The 18309-nt window shown below is 54.1% G+C and carries 15 protein-coding genes; all 15 read right to left on the bottom strand.

All coding sequences use genetic code 11. From position 1 onward, the window contains the following. Positions 1 to 11 precede the first annotated feature (11 nt). Entirely contained in the window at positions 12 to 458 is a 447-nt protein-coding gene (locus ACRB8A_RS15060) for a VanZ family protein (protein ID WP_050683471.1), read from the bottom strand. A 199-nt stretch (positions 459 to 657) separates the two neighbouring features. Beyond that, positions 658 to 1266, bottom strand: a complete 609-nt coding sequence (locus ACRB8A_RS15055) for an LPXTG cell wall anchor domain-containing protein (RefSeq protein WP_432245011.1) — start codon at positions 1264 to 1266, stop codon at positions 658 to 660. 180 nt (positions 1267 to 1446) lie between these two features. After that, entirely contained in the window at positions 1447 to 3306 is a 1860-nt protein-coding gene (locus tag ACRB8A_RS15050; protein ID WP_432245010.1) for a DUF4012 domain-containing protein, read from the bottom strand. Between the two features lie 112 nt (positions 3307 to 3418). Then, on the bottom strand, positions 3419 to 4882 hold the full coding sequence (locus ACRB8A_RS15045; protein WP_432246052.1) for a sugar transferase: 1464 nt from the start codon (positions 4880 to 4882) through the stop codon (positions 3419 to 3421). A 148-nt stretch (positions 4883 to 5030) separates the two neighbouring features. Then, complete coding sequence (locus ACRB8A_RS15040) at positions 5031 to 6467, bottom strand: polysaccharide biosynthesis tyrosine autokinase (RefSeq protein ID WP_432245009.1); 1437 nt, start codon at positions 6465 to 6467, stop codon at positions 5031 to 5033. Between the two features lie 174 nt (positions 6468 to 6641). After that, the gene (locus tag ACRB8A_RS15035) at positions 6642 to 7607 is read right to left on the bottom strand and encodes a glycosyltransferase (protein ID WP_432245008.1); all 966 of its coding nucleotides are present in this window, start codon (positions 7605 to 7607) and stop codon (positions 6642 to 6644) included. Between the two features lie 45 nt (positions 7608 to 7652). Beyond that, positions 7653 to 8936 (bottom strand): oligosaccharide flippase family protein, encoded by a 1284-nt coding sequence (locus ACRB8A_RS15030; protein WP_432245007.1) that lies wholly within the window; start codon positions 8934 to 8936, stop codon positions 7653 to 7655. Beyond that, positions 8933 to 9364 (bottom strand): hypothetical protein, encoded by a 432-nt coding sequence (locus ACRB8A_RS15025; RefSeq protein WP_432245006.1) that lies wholly within the window; start codon positions 9362 to 9364, stop codon positions 8933 to 8935. Before ACRB8A_RS15025 ends, ACRB8A_RS15030 begins: the two co-directional genes overlap by 4 nt. A 200-nt stretch (positions 9365 to 9564) precedes the next feature. Continuing rightward, positions 9565 to 11007 carry an O-antigen ligase family protein gene (locus tag ACRB8A_RS15020; RefSeq protein ID WP_432246051.1) on the bottom strand — a complete coding sequence of 481 codons (1443 nt, stop codon included), beginning with the start codon at positions 11005 to 11007 and terminating at the stop codon, positions 9565 to 9567. A gap of 83 nt (positions 11008 to 11090) precedes the next feature. After that, positions 11091 to 12131: a Coenzyme F420 hydrogenase/dehydrogenase, beta subunit C-terminal domain gene (locus ACRB8A_RS15015; protein WP_432246050.1), complete on the bottom strand. Its 1041-nt coding sequence runs from the start codon at positions 12129 to 12131 to the stop codon at positions 11091 to 11093. A gap of 185 nt (positions 12132 to 12316) precedes the next feature. Next, on the bottom strand, positions 12317 to 13420 hold the full coding sequence (locus ACRB8A_RS15010; RefSeq protein ID WP_432245005.1) for a polysaccharide pyruvyl transferase family protein: 1104 nt from the start codon (positions 13418 to 13420) through the stop codon (positions 12317 to 12319). 26 nt (positions 13421 to 13446) lie between these two features. Beyond that, the gene (locus ACRB8A_RS15005; protein WP_432245004.1) at positions 13447 to 14334 is read right to left on the bottom strand and encodes a glycosyltransferase family 2 protein; all 888 of its coding nucleotides are present in this window, start codon (positions 14332 to 14334) and stop codon (positions 13447 to 13449) included. Between the two features lie 35 nt (positions 14335 to 14369). Beyond that, entirely contained in the window at positions 14370 to 15509 is a 1140-nt protein-coding gene (locus tag ACRB8A_RS15000) for an acyltransferase family protein (protein ID WP_432245003.1), read from the bottom strand. Next, complete coding sequence (locus ACRB8A_RS14995) at positions 15506 to 16750, bottom strand: glycosyltransferase family 4 protein (protein WP_432245002.1); 1245 nt, start codon at positions 16748 to 16750, stop codon at positions 15506 to 15508. The genes ACRB8A_RS15000 and ACRB8A_RS14995 overlap by 4 nt, the downstream gene beginning before the upstream one ends. Beyond that, positions 16747 to 18090: a nucleotide sugar dehydrogenase gene (locus ACRB8A_RS14990; protein ID WP_432245001.1), complete on the bottom strand. Its 1344-nt coding sequence runs from the start codon at positions 18088 to 18090 to the stop codon at positions 16747 to 16749. Before ACRB8A_RS14990 ends, ACRB8A_RS14995 begins: the two co-directional genes overlap by 4 nt. Positions 18091 to 18309 lie beyond the last annotated feature (219 nt).

Genomic DNA, 18309 nt, shown 5'->3' with positions numbered 1-18309 from the left:
ATCAACGCTTTTCACAGGTCCGCTGCCGCAAGGCGGCGGGCCTGTTTTATTTTGATGGCAGCGGTGGCAATGAGCGCGCCTATGACTGCGCCTGACGTGTTTGTCATGAGGTCAATGGGGCTGGCAAAACGGTCCTGGAGAAACAGCAGCTGGCCCAGTTCAATGCAGCAGGAAAGCAACAGCCCCACCAGCCCGCCTTGCCACCAGCGTTTCCGGAAAAAGGCAAGGGCGGCCACAAATCCGAGCGGCACAAAAAGGGCCACGTTGGCGGACATTTCCACAAAACGGTAATTGACCCAGCGGGGGATTCCGTGCCGGTGGAGCCGGCGCAGGAAGTCCTGCAACTCATTGCCCACGGGCGCATCCACCGGCGTGGGCCAGAAGGCCACAAAAGCCAGGGGGACCATCATGGCCAGCAGGACCGCCTGCCAGAGCCGGTGGTTGTCCAGGAGCCTCACCGGGCCGCCTGGAGCCCGCGGAGGCAGGCCAGAGGCAGGCAGGTGTGTGGTGTGCTGCGCCATGGTCTCCCCATAGGTCCAATCAGTACCACAGGCGGAGCAGTCCACCGCAGGGGTTTCGGGGTTAAATGTGGAAAGTGGGCGGCTTTCCGGTTTCCCGGGGCCGCCCACTTTCCGTGGTGCTTGGTGAGGCTGCTAGTTAGGCAGCAACCTCGGACTTGGCCTTGCGGCGGACAACCACAACAGAGGTTGCACCGGCAGCCAGCGCGCCCGCGCCAACCAGGGTCCAGAGGATCAGGCCGGAATCGGCACCGGTGTTGGCCAGGCCGGAGCCCGTGTTGGCCAGCGGAGCGCCGCCGCCGGCGTTGCCGGATGCGTTGCCGCCGGTGTTGGCCAGCGAAGCCGCAACCTTCACCACAACGGGACCAACGGTGATGCCGGAGGTCACGCCACGGGCGGTGATGCTGTAAGTGCCTGCTTCGTTCAGGGCGAGCGGGATGGAGAAGGCGCCCTGGCCGTCGGTGGTGGTGCCGAAGGTCTGCGGTGCCGTGAACACGCTGATCACGGAGGCGACGGACGTGGTACCCGCGCCCTGTGCAGACTCATCCAACGGCGTCACGGTGACAACAACTTCCTCGTTCGGGAACAGGCCCGATCCGGTGAAGATGAACGTCTGGCCCGGTGCCGGCGTACCGGTGGTGACAGCAGCGGCCGGCGGAGTCACCGGGTACTGGGCGGCCATGGCGGGAGCCGAGCCGATGAGTGCAATGGAGCCCGCAAGCGCGATAGTAGCGAGTGTTTTTTTCATGTGTGTCCCCCCGGAGACTTTAAGTTTTGTTGGTACCCGATTAGGAGTTTTCCCCCTCCGCACTAAGACCAGGTGCAGAACTACGGATATTTATCCCACTGCAGACGTTACCAGCAGTCATTCCGTGTGAGCAACGTCAATCCATACGGTTTACATAGTGTTAACGCGATGGTCTTATTTTCAGCCACATACAGACTCAAGATTTGGCAGGATTACGTCTTTGACGGGCTGCACTGTTGGTGTGACAACCAGTGAAGGTTCCGTATGCTGCACGATCTTTCCGAACGTGAAGTCCACTGTTTTGCTTTCACCGGGTGCCAGGCGGATGGCGTATACACCAACAGGCCTGTCGCCATGGAGATATGGAGCGAACCCCACTTGCTTGCTGCCGTCGGTAACTGTCTCCACATTTGCCTGCACGGGGCCGTAAGCTACGAGGTTGGTTTGCACGGATCCTGGGGGCACGCCATATATTCCGTCACCGGTCACATACGACGGAAGGGATGTTGCGGCGTCTAGGGGGGCCGTATTGGTGCTGGTCACTCGGACCGTGGTCTGCTCGTACCCATCCATGGGGCAAGCCTTCACAAGCTGAACGGTGCGCTTTACATAGTAGTCCATCTTGGCACCGGTTCCATCGTTAAAATAGACGCCGAACTGGGCCGGTGCAACACTCACACCGGCTGTAGAGCCGCTTAGTGCGTACTTGGCGATGACCGCCTGTTCCACGGGAAGCCCGGACCACAAAAGAACTCGGCCCTCTTCTGTTCCGCGTGCGAGGCCCTTTAGTAACCCCTTCGAATCGCCCTTACCGTCGGAAAGGGCACCAAAAATTTCTTCTGCGACGCCGGCAAAGTATACGTCTTGAAGTTTAGGTTCCTGGATTTGGGAGTAGACCTTGGATAGCAAAGTCGGAACGACGTTCTTGCCGTCCAGTTCAGTAGGCAAGTTTGCGCCTGCCAGAGCCACTAATGACGGATTGTCGATCTTAACTGGGCCCATCGCGTCAAGGATATAACCAAGAACTATCGGATCTATGGAGATAATTCCATCGACTTTTTGGCCTAGTCTTCTTTCCCACATAGCCTGAGCAGTACTTGCTGCGGTCGGGAAATCGGGAGTCAGATTAACGTCCTGCATGAACTTTCCGATGCGCGTGGAGTAGATCTGCTGCTGTTCACCGTTCACTGGCAACGGTGGACTCATGACGCCGATCTCGCCGGCACTGCTTTGAGTACCGAGGCTCATCCTTCCATTGTCTAATGTAAGGACTGCCAACGCACCAGGAATACCGCCGGAGGCGCGCGTTTCAGCATTGTTTTGAATCATTAGTAAGTAATTCCGCTGCTTCTCGGCACCAAGCATTTCGGGGAGGAGAAAAGCTGCGTCAGCGGAAGCATCCAGCGCGCCAGTTACAGAACGCAGTTGCTCCCGTACCTCCAACAATGGCTCGGCTATTTGCGGTAGAAGGGGACTTGTATCGATGGCCTCGAGCCGTTCCGTCGAAGCCTTGACGGCGTATGCGGCATTGGAAACTTGGGGACCTGCACTTTTTAGCGGACCCAAATCTGCGCCGGTGGCATTGGGGAGAATGGAGTCAAAGTCCAACGTATGAAAAACATTCACGATCGGTTCTAACCCGAGACGGATCACATCGTCCGAGGTGCGCGCCACCTCCGCAGTCGCACTGAGGTTGGGCCCGAGCCACGGAATACTTGAGGCCAGCGTCCACAACGGGTCGGAGGCGGCCGCTCGGGCTGCGGTGGTGCCTTGTCGCATCTTGGCGGCAGTGACTGCCGCCTCGTCGGCCTGGTTGGCGGATAAATTGGCTTTGAGTGTGGGGACCAAGGCTGCTACACCTTGAAGTTCGTCCTTAACTAAAAGTGCTTTCGTGCCTATCCACGCACTACAACCAACGACGGCGACAGCGGCAATACTTAGGCAAACTACTGTTAGATATTTTTTCTTTGGACGTTGATGCGTTCCGGATTGTCCCTTCTTCTTTCTCGGTGAGTTACGGAAATCTGAGTTAGCCGTCATAGAAGACCACCAATAGGGTTAATTGGCAAGCGCAGCGCAGCGTGATCAACTGACGTAGTTTTGAAGTTGCAATTCATGTTGCCTTTCATGGACAAACGGACCGAGGATGCGCTTAGTATGCACCGGTACTTTGAAATACTGCCCTGAAGGTCCTTAGTAAGATAAGGAGATCCCCCGCTAAAGACCAATTTTCGACATAGTAAAGGTCCAGTCGCACGGAATCCTGCCAAGAAAGATTGGATCGTCCGCTTACTTGCCATAGCCCTGTAAGGCCTGGCTTGACCAGAAGTCGACGGCGAACATCGTGTTCATATACTTTGACCTCACTTGGCAGTGGCGGTCTGGGTCCAACCAGACTCATTGAGCCAGCGAAGACATTCAGTAGTTGAGGGAGTTCATCAAGGCTGAATCTTCGCAGAAGGCGACCGGATCGTGTTATGCGAGGGTCATTCTTCATTTTGAAAAGAACGCCATTTCCTTCATTCTTTGTCGAGAGTGCCAACAACCTAGCCTCAGCATCCTCTACCATTGAACGGAACTTTAGCATTCGAAATGGACGTCCTTCAATACCAACTCTTTCCTGCTTGAAAAGGATTGGACCGGGGCTATCCATCCTTACGACAACTGCAAGTAGCAGCATGACTGGAAAAAGTACAGCAATAAGTGCCCCAGAAACGATTAGATCAAACAGCCGTTTTGCAACCTTTTGCCCGCCTTCTAAGGTTGGCGTTGTTACGTGAATAAGCGGCAGGCCTGCTACTTGTTGGGTGTGAATCCGAGGGCCAGCAATGTCCGTCAGGGCGGGTGCCATTATTAGGCTGATATTTCGGGAAGCGAGTTCCCAACCGAGCTGGCGGAGAGTGTGTGGATGTAACTGAACTCCGGCGGATACCGCTACGGCGTCTGCTTCGCACAGGTCGATCGCGTGCAAAATTGACGAAGCATCTCTTTCGTGTCCGAGGATCTTGAGGCCAGATTGGGGCTCGTGGAGGATGTTCTCGGGTGCTCCCGGCGTGTATGCGGCTATGGGGAGATAGCCTGCGTGCTTTGCGCCGGAGAGCGACGCAGCCAGGTGAGCGATGGCACCAGGGCCACCGACCAGCAACAGCCGAGCCATACTTTTACCCTTCTGGCGTTCCACGCTGAGGTGTTGGCGCAACAGCCAGCGCGCCAATAGCAGTCCGCCAAGCCCAACTGGCAATGCAATTCCGACGTAACCGCGTGCGGTTTCAATTCGAAACACATAAGAGAAAATTGCCAGCAGGCCGAACAACCATAGCGATGCAGCCGTAACACGCTTGTATTCGTCCGGGCCGGCGCCAAGTATTCGACTTTGCCGGCTACTCCATGCACCGAGCATCCACCACCAAGCAGCTCCCAAAGCAATGGAGAGCCACATGTAGTTGAGTTCTTGTCCGACTACGACGAATCCTGGTTCAATGCCGAATCGCACGATATATGCTCCAAGGACAGCCCAACAGATCACTAGGGCGTCAACCACCCCCAGGCGTCGGGACGTACGCCCGCGCCAGTCGTCATTCCCTTGCAAAACGCCCCCAAATTCCGTTCGAACCATTTTTATTTTTGCAATCAATCCCTTAGCCGTTGTGACTTCTCCTCAAACATGGCACGGGAGATCTTGGAAAGGAAATGTCGTCAGCCGTCTAGTGCGCCGCTTGAAAACAACAGCTCAATTGCTTTGGCATCGAGACTGCTCCGGGCCACTAGCTCCGAATCTGCGCTGGGAAGTGCGAAACACCACGCTGCACTGCTGAATCGGGAGAAAAAGGAACCGATGCTTTGCTGCCTTCCCCGTTGTAAGCGTTGTAGGTGTACGCGTATGCATCTGGTCCCTTCAACGGCAGCAAATTCATAACGATGCCGAGGACGTCAGCGTCAACCATATCCAGAGCCGCAATTGACTTCTGAAGGTCATTTATTTTGACGCGCGATGAGCCGACGACAAGGACTACTCCTCCGACCTGCTGGGCAAGGACGGCTGCATCCGTGACCGGTAGTAGCGGTGGCGCATCGATTATTACAGCGTCGAAGGTGCTTTCGAGAGACTTAATGAGTTCCTTCATAGGTGCGGAGCCGAGAAGTTCGCTTGGGTTGGGGGGAATTTGACCCGAAGTGAGCACGAAAAGTTCATCCTCGCCCCAGCGTTGAACGAGTTCTTCCAACGGAGCAGCACCGATAAGGGCAGTGGTCAGGCCAGCGTTGCGATCCAATCCTAGATAGTCGTCAACCCGGGGACGGCGTAGGTCAGCGTCTACCAAGACAACTGACTGGCCCGCCTGAGCCAAAGCTATTGCCAGGTTGGTCGCCGTAGTTGTCTTACCTTCCCCAGGGAGTGACGATGTTACGAGGACGGCTTTTGATTCATGGCTGACATGTGCGAACTGCAAGTTCGTACGTATTTGCCGGAAGGATTCTGCGCGGGGACTCTGAGGTAACACCTGAGTGAGGAGCGGTTTTCTAGTGGCGTCATTATCGAAGGAAATGCCGCCAAGAATCGGAGCTTGGGTCATTCGCCTTATGTCGGCCTCGCCGCGGACTCGGGTGTCCAATACTGTACGGAGGACCGTAGCCGCCAGTCCCAGAGATAGCCCTACGATCATTCCCATAGCAATGTTCATCCGGGTATTTGGCGCTGACGGAGCTGGTGGAGCGGTAGCCGGCGTTACTACAGAAAGCTTTACCGGCGAGGGGGTACCTTCTGATGCACCCTCCAGCGTGTTGATTACGTCGACAAGACTGTTTGCAGTTGCCTGCGCTATCGCTGCCGCCTGAACTGGGGACGAGTCGGAGGCCGTGATGGAGATCAATACTGTCTTTAGATCCGCGGACGCCGTGATGCTCTTGCTTAGCTCGGCAGGAGATGCCGCAAGGCCCAAACTATCGATGACGGGCTGGAGCACAATCGGGGTGCCGACAGTTTCTACATAAGACTGGACTCGAGATTGACTAAAATTGTTGCCCTGCTGTAGGTCAGCGGCTGTCCCAGTGCTCTGAATAGCGACGAACAATCGCGTTTGGGCCGAGTAAGTGGGCTTGATGGCCAGGGATGCCGCAGCTGCAACAAAAAGTCCCATAACCGTGCAGGCAACCAGTATCATCCAGTTGCGACGCAGTATGCGAAGGTAGTCGCTTAACTCCAAAGTTGATGCCTTTCTGGGGGCGTGCCGAGATTTGCACGTCGAAGCGGTCTAATTCTATCGTTGGCAGCAACGATGGGCTCATTGTCCTGCGTGCCATCAACGACGTGGGGATTTCGTGCAGTTGATTTCATGCCGACATGGGGCTTGTTGGTAGCCCAGGTGCCGGCTTCGAGATCATGTGGAGATCCACTGTTTAACGAGGAGGATCGCATCGTCTTGCTCTGCAATACGCTTTTCTCGGAGGGCGGCCATGCGATTTGCCAGTGGTGAGCGATTCTCAAAAGCGAAGGAGACCTGTTCAGCAATTGAGCTGGCCTTCCCAGTTGCATAGAGTGCGGCATCCCCAAAATAATCTGTCAGCACCTTGGTTGGCGACGTGACTAGTGGTGAACCTGCTGCTAATGCCTCGTAGCCCGCCGATTGCATCGTGTCCTCCGCTGTAGTGGCGGCAACGACAACACTCGCAGATGCGCGCAGGCCGCTGTACTCTTCTTTCGAAACGTAGCCCGTCAGAATCACATTCCTAGGCGCGGACGTCACCACAGATTTTGGCGCCTTGCCCGTAAGCACCCATGTCAGCTGCGGGGTACGCCTTGCTGCTTCAAGAATCTCATCAATGGGTTCGTCGTAGGCAAACGCGAGCGGGACTAGGACGAAAGAAGTGTCGGGTGCGACAGCCTTCGGAACGACTGAATGGGCTTTATGATCAAACGAGGTCAAGTAGCCGTGACTGACGACAACGGGCACTCCTGCGTCGCGGCACAGTTTAGCCAGACTTTCGTTTGGAACTACCGCGAAGCCACGTCTCTTCAGTACTGCTAGGACTATTGGCGCAGACCACTTCCAGCGCGGATCCCGGAATGTTCCCGTGTGAAGATCGCCAATTAAGGTGGTGCCTCGTCGGGTGTGCAGGTAAGCGCATGCGAGGGACAGAACCGGCGGCTGCATGACGAGCACAGCCTTGGGGCGTGAGGCGAGGACCCTGCGAGTCCGGATCCATTGCCGAAGATATCGGATGGGAAGCAAGCGTGAGTCGCTCCGGATGAAGTGAGGAATGACGCCCAGCGCCCCCGCAAGCTCGGCGCTCCGGCGGTGGTGATCGACCCAACTGATCGAGACGAGCTCTTCTTTAGTGTTCATTATCTATCCTCGAATTTTCTAAAACTGACGACCCGAATATTTGTCTCATTTACCCTTCAATAATTTATGAATAGAGTTATGAAAATCACCTAGCATTGGAATGCATCGCCTTAGGGGAACTCGAAGAGCGGATATAAGAACAAAAAGAAGAAGGAAATAGCTTATTGTCGAAGCCACGGCCGCGCCAGCTGCTCCAAATGCCGGACCGAGGAGAAAGAGTAGGCCAACGCCTACGGCGAGTGAGATTACTTGGGCAACCGACATAATGCCCCCACGCCCTTCTGCCGCCAGGGCCATGGAACACACGTATGCGGTCATCATTCCGGCTGTTCCTACGAGGCTAATAAGAGCAATGGACACTGAGTCCTCAAAGCTCTCACCAAATAGCATGGGTAACCCAAAATAGATTGCTATTGCCAATACCGGGCAGCTGAGAATAGCTAGAGCTGCCGCAGAGCGAACGGCCTCTGTTTGTAGATTCCGTCTGTCGGCCCCCTCCGCCCGCGCCATCGGAGTGAAATACGAAGCACCGAGTGCCTGCCCAAAAGATAGAGGAATTGCTGCGACGGTCACCGCGACGGAGTAGATCCCTGCTTGAAATGATCCAATCAGAGGAAGAACTAAGACTTGGTCTAGTCGGCTTGACGCAGCTTCGGCAATTGAACTCCCCGCAAACCTGATCGCATTCTTGGTGAGGACCAGAAATGGAAAGTATGAACCCGTAATTGATGTCTTCGTCAGGCACATACCGACGATAAACGTCGTAGTGGTCCCGCAAAGACTGGCAATTAGAACCGTGGCTGGAGAAGCTGACTGGAAGATTGCCAAGGCCGCAACTATCAGAACGTAAATTCCTGGTTGCGCAATTTGCATGACCATCACGCCCCTGTATCTTCCTTGCGCAACCAGGACGCTGACATCACAACTCCAGCTCATCATCATCGGACACAGAGCGACACCCACCATGGCGACCCATCGTGTGGACTCGTCGAATTGTGTGAAGAGGGTATGGCCGAGCACTACAGAAATTGCTGCGCTGACGGGTAGCGCCAGCAGGCAAAATAACCTGGCGGATCGAAGTGCGCTTTGCGCATCCGAGGTGGCCGAAAGGCGCCGAACCTCTAACGGAATGCCGAGTGCCAGAAGAATCGGCGCTATATAGAAAAGTGCAATCGCTGCGGCTGTGTCGCCTCTTCCGTCCGGTCCTATGGCCCGAGCAACGATGGGGGCGCTGATGAGTGCAAGCGCAGATGCTCCTAGCCGACCAAAAACCAGGAGCGACGGCGAGTCACGCCGGAGAAACTCTACGAATTTTCGGATCCATTTCACTCTTGATCGATTCTTATGCTTTTCAAAATTTCCGAAGCTGATTCCGGGTCCTTTGACCATGGGTCAAGTTCACGGAGTTGGACCTGCTCATGCTCGGTTAGTCTCGTAGAGATCTGTCGAGCGGGGCTTCCTACCATTACTGCAAAATCCGGGACATCCTTGGTGACTATTGCACCGGCCCCAATCGCCGCGCCGGTTCCAATTCGTGTGCAACCGGGCAGGATCACGGAGTTCGCTCCGATCCAGACGTCGTCGCCGATAATGCAGGATTTTCGTGGCACGTCAAACGCCTTGGGCACGAGCCCCAACTTCGGGTTATACCAGAAGGGGTGCATAGCGAGATCCTGCAAAGGATGAGCGGCGCCGAATCGACGAACATTGGGGCCTATCGAAACGTAGTTCCCGATGATGGTGTGTTTGTCAGCCATGCCTGGAGTAAGGAGCGAACCGTAGGAGTAGTTACCTACTTGGACTCCATGGTGCCGATGCAGTACAGCTCGCAAGGTGAGCGAATAGAGTTGCCCGCCCTCAAGCCGTGTCAAAAGTTTGAGAAAACCGTTCTTGAAAGGTACGTGCGGAGAATACTTCGCAAATATTTTGCCAAGTAGGGTTTGCCGCATTTTCACGATTAGTGGTCACCCTGCCTCGTGGTGTGTGCATGCAACGGCAATCTTTTGTTCCGCCATTCAACATCTACTTCGAGAGTCGGAGAAATCATTTCAGGAGCTCGCGTAGATACACCTGGGGCTGCTGCCGCGCAGATCCCAGCCAGCACACCCAATAAAACCGAGGTTGGCGACCCCAAAGGCATGGGTGCTACAAACGAGCAGGCCAGCAAGCCTACTGCGGCGGCCCCTGTCGCTAGAGACTGGGCGCCTAGATGACGCTGAGCGTGAAAGAGTGGCAGGACTAGTGCGAAAACAAAGATCGCGAGACCTATGATGCCAGTCTTGACTAAAAGCCAAAGATAGAAATTATGAGCGTAGTATTGAAAATCATCGCTGGCCACTATTCTTCCTGTGAAAAGTGGTTTGTATGCGTAGCCAAATCCATGTCCAATTAGAGGTGAATCCCATATCTTGGGTAGTAGATAGAAGTCCTCTTGCTCAAATCTAAACTGAGCCGAACCATCGGTGGCAAGTCCGTCTGTGGTGAGCCCTCCAAGGACACGGCCCTGAAAAGCTTCTATCTGCTGGACTAGCCAACTTCCACCGGATGTCGCGCGCAAGAGGGGTTCGGCGATGACTACTGCTATGGCGGCGGTCAAAATTCCGCTAGCAATTGACAATGCTCTTGTCATCGCCCGCGTTTTTCGGGCTGCTATTATAGCATATATAGCAGCCACGCCAATACCGAGAATGCTGTTTCTTGAGAAACTCACCACAACGATAAATAGGGCCGGGGCGCCGAAGGATATCGTTGACCAAAGGCTGGCCCGCCCGGCGATCGCTAATGCAATGACTGAGCATAAAACTGCTAATGAAGGATAAGTCGCTGCTGAAAGAAGGCGAATGGCCTCATCACCAGTACCCTGCAAGTTAAGTGTCGAGTCTGCTTCGCGCCCGTTGATTGGAAGACCGGTAGTGGAACTGAGAAGTGTGATTCCGGCGGAAAACCATAGGGAAATACGAAATGTAGATAGTACTCTATGAGACAGGTCGGTTCCAGCGATCCTTAATCCTATGGCATACGCAATCGCCATATAGATCGGAAGCCTAACGTCGGCCACTATCTTCAAGGGAGGATTTCCAAAGGAAAGGCCAAGGATTGACCACGCCAAAAAAAGGAATACGAGAAAACATACTTTGATGTTTGCTGACCTAGAGCTCTTATATCGGACAAGAACATAAATTGCTGATACAACGAGGAATGGTTCGTAGGCGCGGAAGCTGAATCCGGCCAATCGAAAAGTCGTCGGAACAACTTCAGGCAATGTTGTAGCGGCAAGTAGGATTGTCAAGTAGACCGCGGCGGTAGGTCTCAGTGACAGGCCAATGACAACCAATGTGCCAAAAATCATGGCGACTGTTGCTGACGGAGAATGAACAACGCCGACTCCACTGGCGATCACCAATATGAATGATAATGCTACGACGACCGCGCTGGTAACACTACGCGAGTGTTTAGCCGGCACGTATTTGGTTAGACTAGACGTCATCGATTAGGTCCCATTCGGCTGACTGTCCTTCGGTATGTCCCCGCAATTGACTTTAGGGAATTAAATGGATCAATCATCCCAAGGCGGAATAAGAAATACCCACGATATTTCGGTACAGATTTTCCGGCCAGTCGGCGCCCGATGAGCCGGCCAAGCAAGGTGTTCTTCCGGGTCACCTGTAAGGGTTGCACCGCAGCGACTTTAGCGAGATCCAAAGGACGTAGCCTCACGACACCCGCGGCTGCAGCCTCCTGTAGTAGTCTCTCACCGCGAACTGTACGAGCTATTACTGCAGATGTGCCTTCAGCGTCGGAAAAGACGGGAAAGCCATTCGCATCGGCGTGCCAGTAGTCGCCGACCGCGATGTCGGCGTGGCCCCCAGTTCCATCAACGCATAACTTGCATCGCCACTGCAGGTTCCGCCCGAGGTGTCCGCCCCAGGATTCGTGATAAGACATCGAACGATTGGTCCCATCGTTAAGTCCAATCCTGAATTCGCCGGGCCAACCGTCTCCCCGGTAGTCCAGCGTGCTCACTTGTTCCACTTCGACGCCCAATTTGCGCACAAGATCTTCGGTGGCAGCTTGGCTGGGTGTGCCTGCACAGAAAAAAGATAAGAGCACGGGCCTGGACTCGTCTGGCACTTCATTCGCGTCGAAGAGTTGCTTTGCAGCAGATGCCTCGCAGGGTTTTCCGACGAATGCGTTCTCAGCCGCATCCGACTGCAGAAGCGGCAGGTTGGATACGGGCGCATAGCGTGAGCCGGCTGACCTGAGCGCTTCCTCGCGCGACATAATTATCACAGGCACGGTTCGGCTGGGTTTCACTTGATCCCGAGCGCTCCCGATGACTCGACCTGTTTGTTTCGTGTCGATCAGCCATCCCGACATCGCCGTCAGCACTCCAGCGCTACTGCCAGATCTGCGGACAACTTCGTCGGTGGCCCAGCCCTCCCACGCTGAGACGAACTTCCCGAAAGTAGGATGGTGGGAAAGCGTCGGATCAGGTCGTTCAGATACAGACAGACCAGGGCACATCCTCCGGAAAATCTTCGTAGTGCCTGGACCATTATCGTGGTCATCACTTTGGTTAAACTTTGGTCGCATGAACCCGGCAGAATCAATTACCATCTGGATGTCCGAGGAAAGCAGCGCACAACCACCGCATCCCGTGCAGTTGCCATTTTGAACGACTTTCCCGACAGCCTGGCGGAGACTTTTGCTCATACTGCTACGGGTGAATCTGCTTTAAGAGCTTCAACAGCAATATCTAAGCGTCCTGCTGCTTGGGTCAGAACTGTCTGTACGTTCGCCTGCCACTGGCAGTCTGTCGTCGTATTGATCAAGTTCATAGTCGTGCTGGCCGGATCGGCTGTTTTCTTGAGGTCCACGGACACGTCCCAGCCAATGTCCGAGAGCAGCGGAGCGAATTTACGTGAATAAGCCCAAGGTATGGCAGGTGTTCCACTTGAAAGGGCGTTCAGGCAGGCGTGCATTCTAGAGCCTATGACAAGCTGAGCGGAGCCTACGTACTCACGGACGTGCGCAAGAGATTCGGGGATCAGCACCTCGTTTGTCAGGGCATCAGCAGCCACGAATTCACGAATCGCTGCCGCATCGTCAACTACGCTGGGACGGTTGACTACATGGGCCAAGAAAGAAACTACGCGTCCATCAGCTTCAAGGAGTGCGACCAGCTTCCGAATGGATGCCCTGTAGCTTTCAAAGCCGACGTGTTCGTTGCCAAACCAGAGTAAGCCGGAAACATTGAGAACAACGTCCCGCGTCGTTTCCGTCTCAACCAAGGGCAATGCGAAGACTACATCCGTCGCTAGTGCATCCACCGGGCGTCCTAGCGATGCGGAATAGGACGCGCTCTCCGTATCGCGAGTAATCACCACTCTTGACTCCCTGAGCATCCGTCGTGCCGCAAGCCGTCCTACTGCCGAGGTGAACGGTCCAATTGTCTGCGGTCCCATAACTATGGGAATCTGCATTCGGCGCGCGACGAAGTGGGTGTAGACCATGAATGAGAGCCGTTTAAGACCGTAGATATCAGCAAAACTATCACCGGCTCCAGTGTGTAGGATGACGTCGTAATTGCGGAGCCGATTCTTGATCGGCCCGTTCCGACGCCCTATGTCACGAAGGATGGACCGGGTTCCGAAGGAGACGCCGGACTCGCCGGGCCCGTAGTCTTGGTAATCAATGATGGTTGAATTGCCCCACGCGCGGCGCGCAAGTTCGGCCATTCCCTGTGCGAGAACGCGCACACCTAAATTGGCCGAATGATTGTCGGCCCAAAGTACCAAGACCCGTTTTGTCACAATATTCCTTAAATCCGTTTGAGCAGTTAAGAGGTGAGTATTGAGGAGTCGAGGGTGGCCGGTTCTCCAGGCTGCGCGAGCCAACGCTTGATCGCCCACAATCTTGCGGAGAATGCCGCACCCCCGGCAACTGGTGACTTAATTGCAGCTTCGGCTAGCAAATCGACGCACATTGCGAGAACACCCAGTTTCCCGTACTTCCGGTTGGCGATCCTCAGCGCGCTATCAGCTTTGGCGCGCATGACAAGCTCGGCAGCAGAACTGCCGCTGACGCCCCCGACGTGGATGACTCGAACGTCTCGCCGAAGCTTCAAGGCGATACCTCGGTTCCTTGCCCTCCTGCTCAAGTCTCGATCTTCGCCATACAAGAAGAAGTCAGTGTCGAATGGGCCTTCAAGTTCGAGGGCAATGCTGCGCTCAAGAACGATGAATGCGCCGCATATTTTCGTGAACGGAACTAAATCAGTCTTTTCGGAGTGCAACAGGAACTGCTTGCAAACCCGGGCCGCCGCGCGGCGGCCGATGGTAAATACCCAGTCTTCGTAAGTCTCGTACTCGATTCTACCGGCCGTATCTACAAGAACCGGTGCTGAGATGGCACGACCACGTACCATTCCAGCGAACATTCGCGTGAACTGAACCAAGTCCGGTTCGATATCTGGATTGATTATGGCAATAAAGTCGGACGAGGCGGCATCGACGCCCATGCGAACACCCCGGGCGAAGCCAACGTTGCCGTGACCCTGAATAACTTCATGTTCGGACAGTTCGTCTGTGCAGCTAGCATCATTGATCACTAATATGGCATCGGTCTCATAGCCGGCAGACTTGCCTGCTTTGACGAGCGTGGCAGCCAATTGAGAAACTTGATACATGTCATTGCGGAATACCACTATCACGGCTGTAAGAGTCATTATCGGCAAACGCTGTCCCGTTTTTGGCATTGAAATTATTGAGTCATTGCTTTTGGAGATGGAAATAGCCTTTTCTTGAGTCGTTCGGCGGGCTTTTCTATTATCCACCAGATTAAGCAGCCGGCGAGTACACCGAGAACGCTGTTCACAGCGACGAGCAGCGGGCCCATGTTATCTGGCAACAAAGTTTCGGTCAGGGTGGTTATCTGAAGATGAACAAGGTAGATGCTGTAACTAGCCAAGCCGATAATCTGTACCAGTCGAAGATTAGCAAGCAAATAGAATGACTTACTGAGTACAGTTACGCGCTGAGGACGCAGCAAGCCATAGAGAATTACCAAAGCCGCTGCCACCGCTTGCATAGAGTATCTAAGTGTTTCTCGAAATACCTCATCCCTGACGACTAGAGATCCGAAGTACAAGGAAAGAGCAATAATTAGTGTTGCATCTCGTCCTAGAGATGATTTAATCTTCACTGAGAGAGTCCCCTTGTCAAGGGGATTGCCAAATTTATAGTAGACAATGGCCGCGAGGATCCCAATAGCAATTGCATCTAATCGCGTGTCAGTTCCGTAATAAATGCGAGCATGAGAAAAATCGACAAAAGATATAAAGATTCGAATTAATAATGGCAGAATGGAACCGAGAATCGCAAGTCCAGTGAGAATCTGTATGTAGTACTTAGATTGAATAGTTGCAATCCAGACTAGTGCAAAACCGATATAGAACTGTTCTTCGATTGATAGGCTCCATACAACGCCAGATCCTGGAAGAAGGCCGGCATCTCCGTTCGTCATGTATATCCAATTGAAGTAAAAAAAAGCTTGGGAGGCAAAGAAATCCCAACGAACTTCCTGGAAGAATGCAAATATGGCGGTCGGTATTGCAACGACGACTAAGAAAGGCGGGAAAATCTTGAGGAGCCTTCTTGTGTAAAAACCCTTTAGGTCAAAACCGCCTGACTTAGCTTTCTCCTTCAACAGCAGAGTCGTGATGATGAAACCTGAAATGGCGAAGAATATCGTGACACCGCTTCCGCCAGGGATGAGGTCCCCAAGACCAGCGTGGGCCAAGACAACCAAAAGCACCGCGAAGGCGCGCATTGCGTCGACATGCGCGAAGCGATGCCCACTAGTCAAGGAGTGAGTCTTTTCCTTCACTGTTGAGTGGCTCATTTGGATGCACTCTTAGATTCGTTCGCCCCCAGCGTGATCCTGTCCTGTGGCCGAGGGAGGCCCGCGACACGCTCGAATACGGCGAGGTATTGCTGTGCTTGGAATTTCCAGTCCAGCACTTTAGTCGCTCGCTCTCGACCAGCGGCTCCGAGCCGACTGCGCAAATCCGCGTCATCCAATATGCGGAGAAGTTCATCGCCATAGGCTTCGGGCGTCGGATTCTCCACGTAGACGGCTGACTCTTGAGCGCTGAAGCGTGTTTCTTTCAAGTTGAAAGCCAGGACTGGCATGCCAAAGGCCATATATTCCATGGTCTTATTCATCGTGCTGACGTTGTTCAGTGGACCCGGAGGGTCAGCGCTTAGACCGACGTCCGCTGTACTCAGGTATTCGAAGAGTTCGCTGTCAGTGACTCGCCCGGGCATATAGACGAAGTCTTCAAGTTTCATCTCTTTGACTTTAGAGCTGAGTCTCTCCCACTCGTCTCCTTTACCTAGCACGGAAAAGGAAACGTCAGTCCTATTTCGCACAGTCGTTACATAATGAATTGTATCGATGACGAGATCGACGCCGTCTTGCGGTCCCATTACACCGTGGAAGTGCGCGAGGTAGGGCCGTCCTCGTTTCAAGTTCTGATTGGGCGGCTGCGGTGTAAGTACGTTGGTGTCCGGACCGGTTCTTACAACTGTGACTTTGTGCGCGGCAACACCGCCGCGCGAGCGAGCTATTTCTGCGTATGACTCATTGGTGACGATTGTCTCGACTGCTGTCGAATAGGTAAGCTTTTCTAGAATACCAAGGGCCCAATGGAAGAATCCGCGCTTTCCGAATCGGGACTCGTACACCTCAGGGTTAAGATCATGCTGATCAAATATAAACTTGACGCCGAAAGGTTTGAGCAATAATCCAATTAAGAAGAATGTGTCAGGTGGGTTGCAGGACTGAATAACGGCCGGTTTTCCATGTTTCTTCCATACTTTGAGGGTGATTAGGAATGTTTGTATCCAGCAGTAGATAAACTCCCAAATGAAACTCCACAAGCCTGAGGTTGCACCTGGTGGCGCATATTTGTGCAGGTGTACGCCTTGATACTCCTCGTAGGCCGGGTCGCCAGCTGCGGCAGGAGTGATCGCGGCTACTCGATAGCCCTTGTCTCGAAGGGATTTGCATTCCAGCCAGACACGACGATCTCCTGGGAGTGGAAGGTTCTGGACCAGTACCAAGACAAGAGGTGAAGTCACCAGGCTGCTCCAATGTAGGAGCTGATCAGTGCCGAAGACGTTTCACGCATCCGCAGTGAATCCTCGACTCGTTTTGGTAGCGATCCTGAAAGGTCAACAACGGGCACGGCGGGGCCGGAAAGTACGGTTTCGCAGACGTCAGCTGCATTCGTACCTAAGAGCACCAAATCCGCGCCAACCAGCGCATCTTCGAGATTTTCCACCAGCATGGACTCAAGGTCGGGAAGAACGGATTGTACGAAGTGCTGATTCGCGCCCATCAATTTTTCCACGTCGATGATCGGGTCGTAGGCGCGGACTTCGATACCCATTTCTACCAACTTGGCCGCAACTTTCACAAAGGGACTCTCACGCATATCGTCAGTAGCCGGCTTAAAAGTGAGGCCAACTTGTGCAACTGTTTTTGCCCCGGATGCTTTTACCATGCCAACGACACGCTGGATGTGTACCTCATTTGAGACCGTAAGGCTGTCGATCATCGGAAGATTCAGACCGCGGCTCTTAGAGTAGTGCTGCAATGCCTTAACATCTTTGGGGAGGCAGGAACCGCCAAAAGCAAACCCCGGGCGCAGGTATCGGTGGGAGATATTAAGTTCTCTGTCCTGCACAAACAATTGCATTACCGCACGGGCATCAACATCCGAGACCGTGCAGGCGCGGGCGATCTCGTTGGCAAAAACCACTTTCACTGCGTGGAATGCATTCGATGCGTACTTGAGTGCTTCGGCTACGCCCGAAGTCACCACCTCGGCCGGCGTTGCGAGGAAGCTCAGAAGCTCAGTGGGTTTCTCGGCCGCTATTGGCGACTCAACACCGATGACAGTGAAGGGCGGATTGTAAAAGTCCGAGATGGCCGTTGACTCCCGCAGAAACTCGGGGCAGAAGGCTACGAAGAAGTCGCGGCCTTCTGTAAGCCCGGAGGATTTTTCAATCCAGGGTATAAAACTAAGAGCCGTCGTGCCTGGCAAAACAGTGCTCCGCAGCATGATGGTGAGAGGAGTGTCTCGATCTCCGAGGTCTCGGCCGATCTCTGCTGCAACCGTTTCGACATACTTCAAATCCAACTCGCCGGTTTCGGCCGACGGGGTGCCCACGCACACAATGGCAACATCAACGTCCTTGACCACAGAAACGTCTGTGCTTGCAGTGATGCGTTTATTGGCGTGTGCGTTAGCCAGAAGTTCCGCGAGACCAGGTTCGACGATTGGTGTCTTTCCGTTATTGATCGCGGCTACTTTGGAGGGGGCAGGATCCACACCAATAACGGTGTTTCCCGCTTCTGCGAGACATGCTGCGGTGACGCAGCCCACGTAACCAAGGCCAAGTACTGCTATTTTCAATTTTCCCCCGTGTTACTGGAATGAGACCAAAATATAGTGCGCGTTAACGCGCGGACGATGCTGAGTCCCCGTGACTGCGACTAGTATACGGTGGCGATCGCCGGCATATGTGCTTGTTACAACCTGCGTCCTGCGCGCTCGACTGCTGACCGCAACGCCTCATCGGACGGAGTGAAGGTAACCCAGGATGCGAAGTTATGTGCTTCACTGACAAGATTC

Origin of the sequence: Arthrobacter sp. G.S.26 (assembly GCF_050847375.1) — a bacterium.
Taxonomy (GTDB): domain Bacteria; phylum Actinomycetota; class Actinomycetes; order Actinomycetales; family Micrococcaceae; genus Arthrobacter.
Note: the sequence above shows the minus strand (reverse complement) of the source record. Positions and strands in the feature narration are given on the sequence as shown.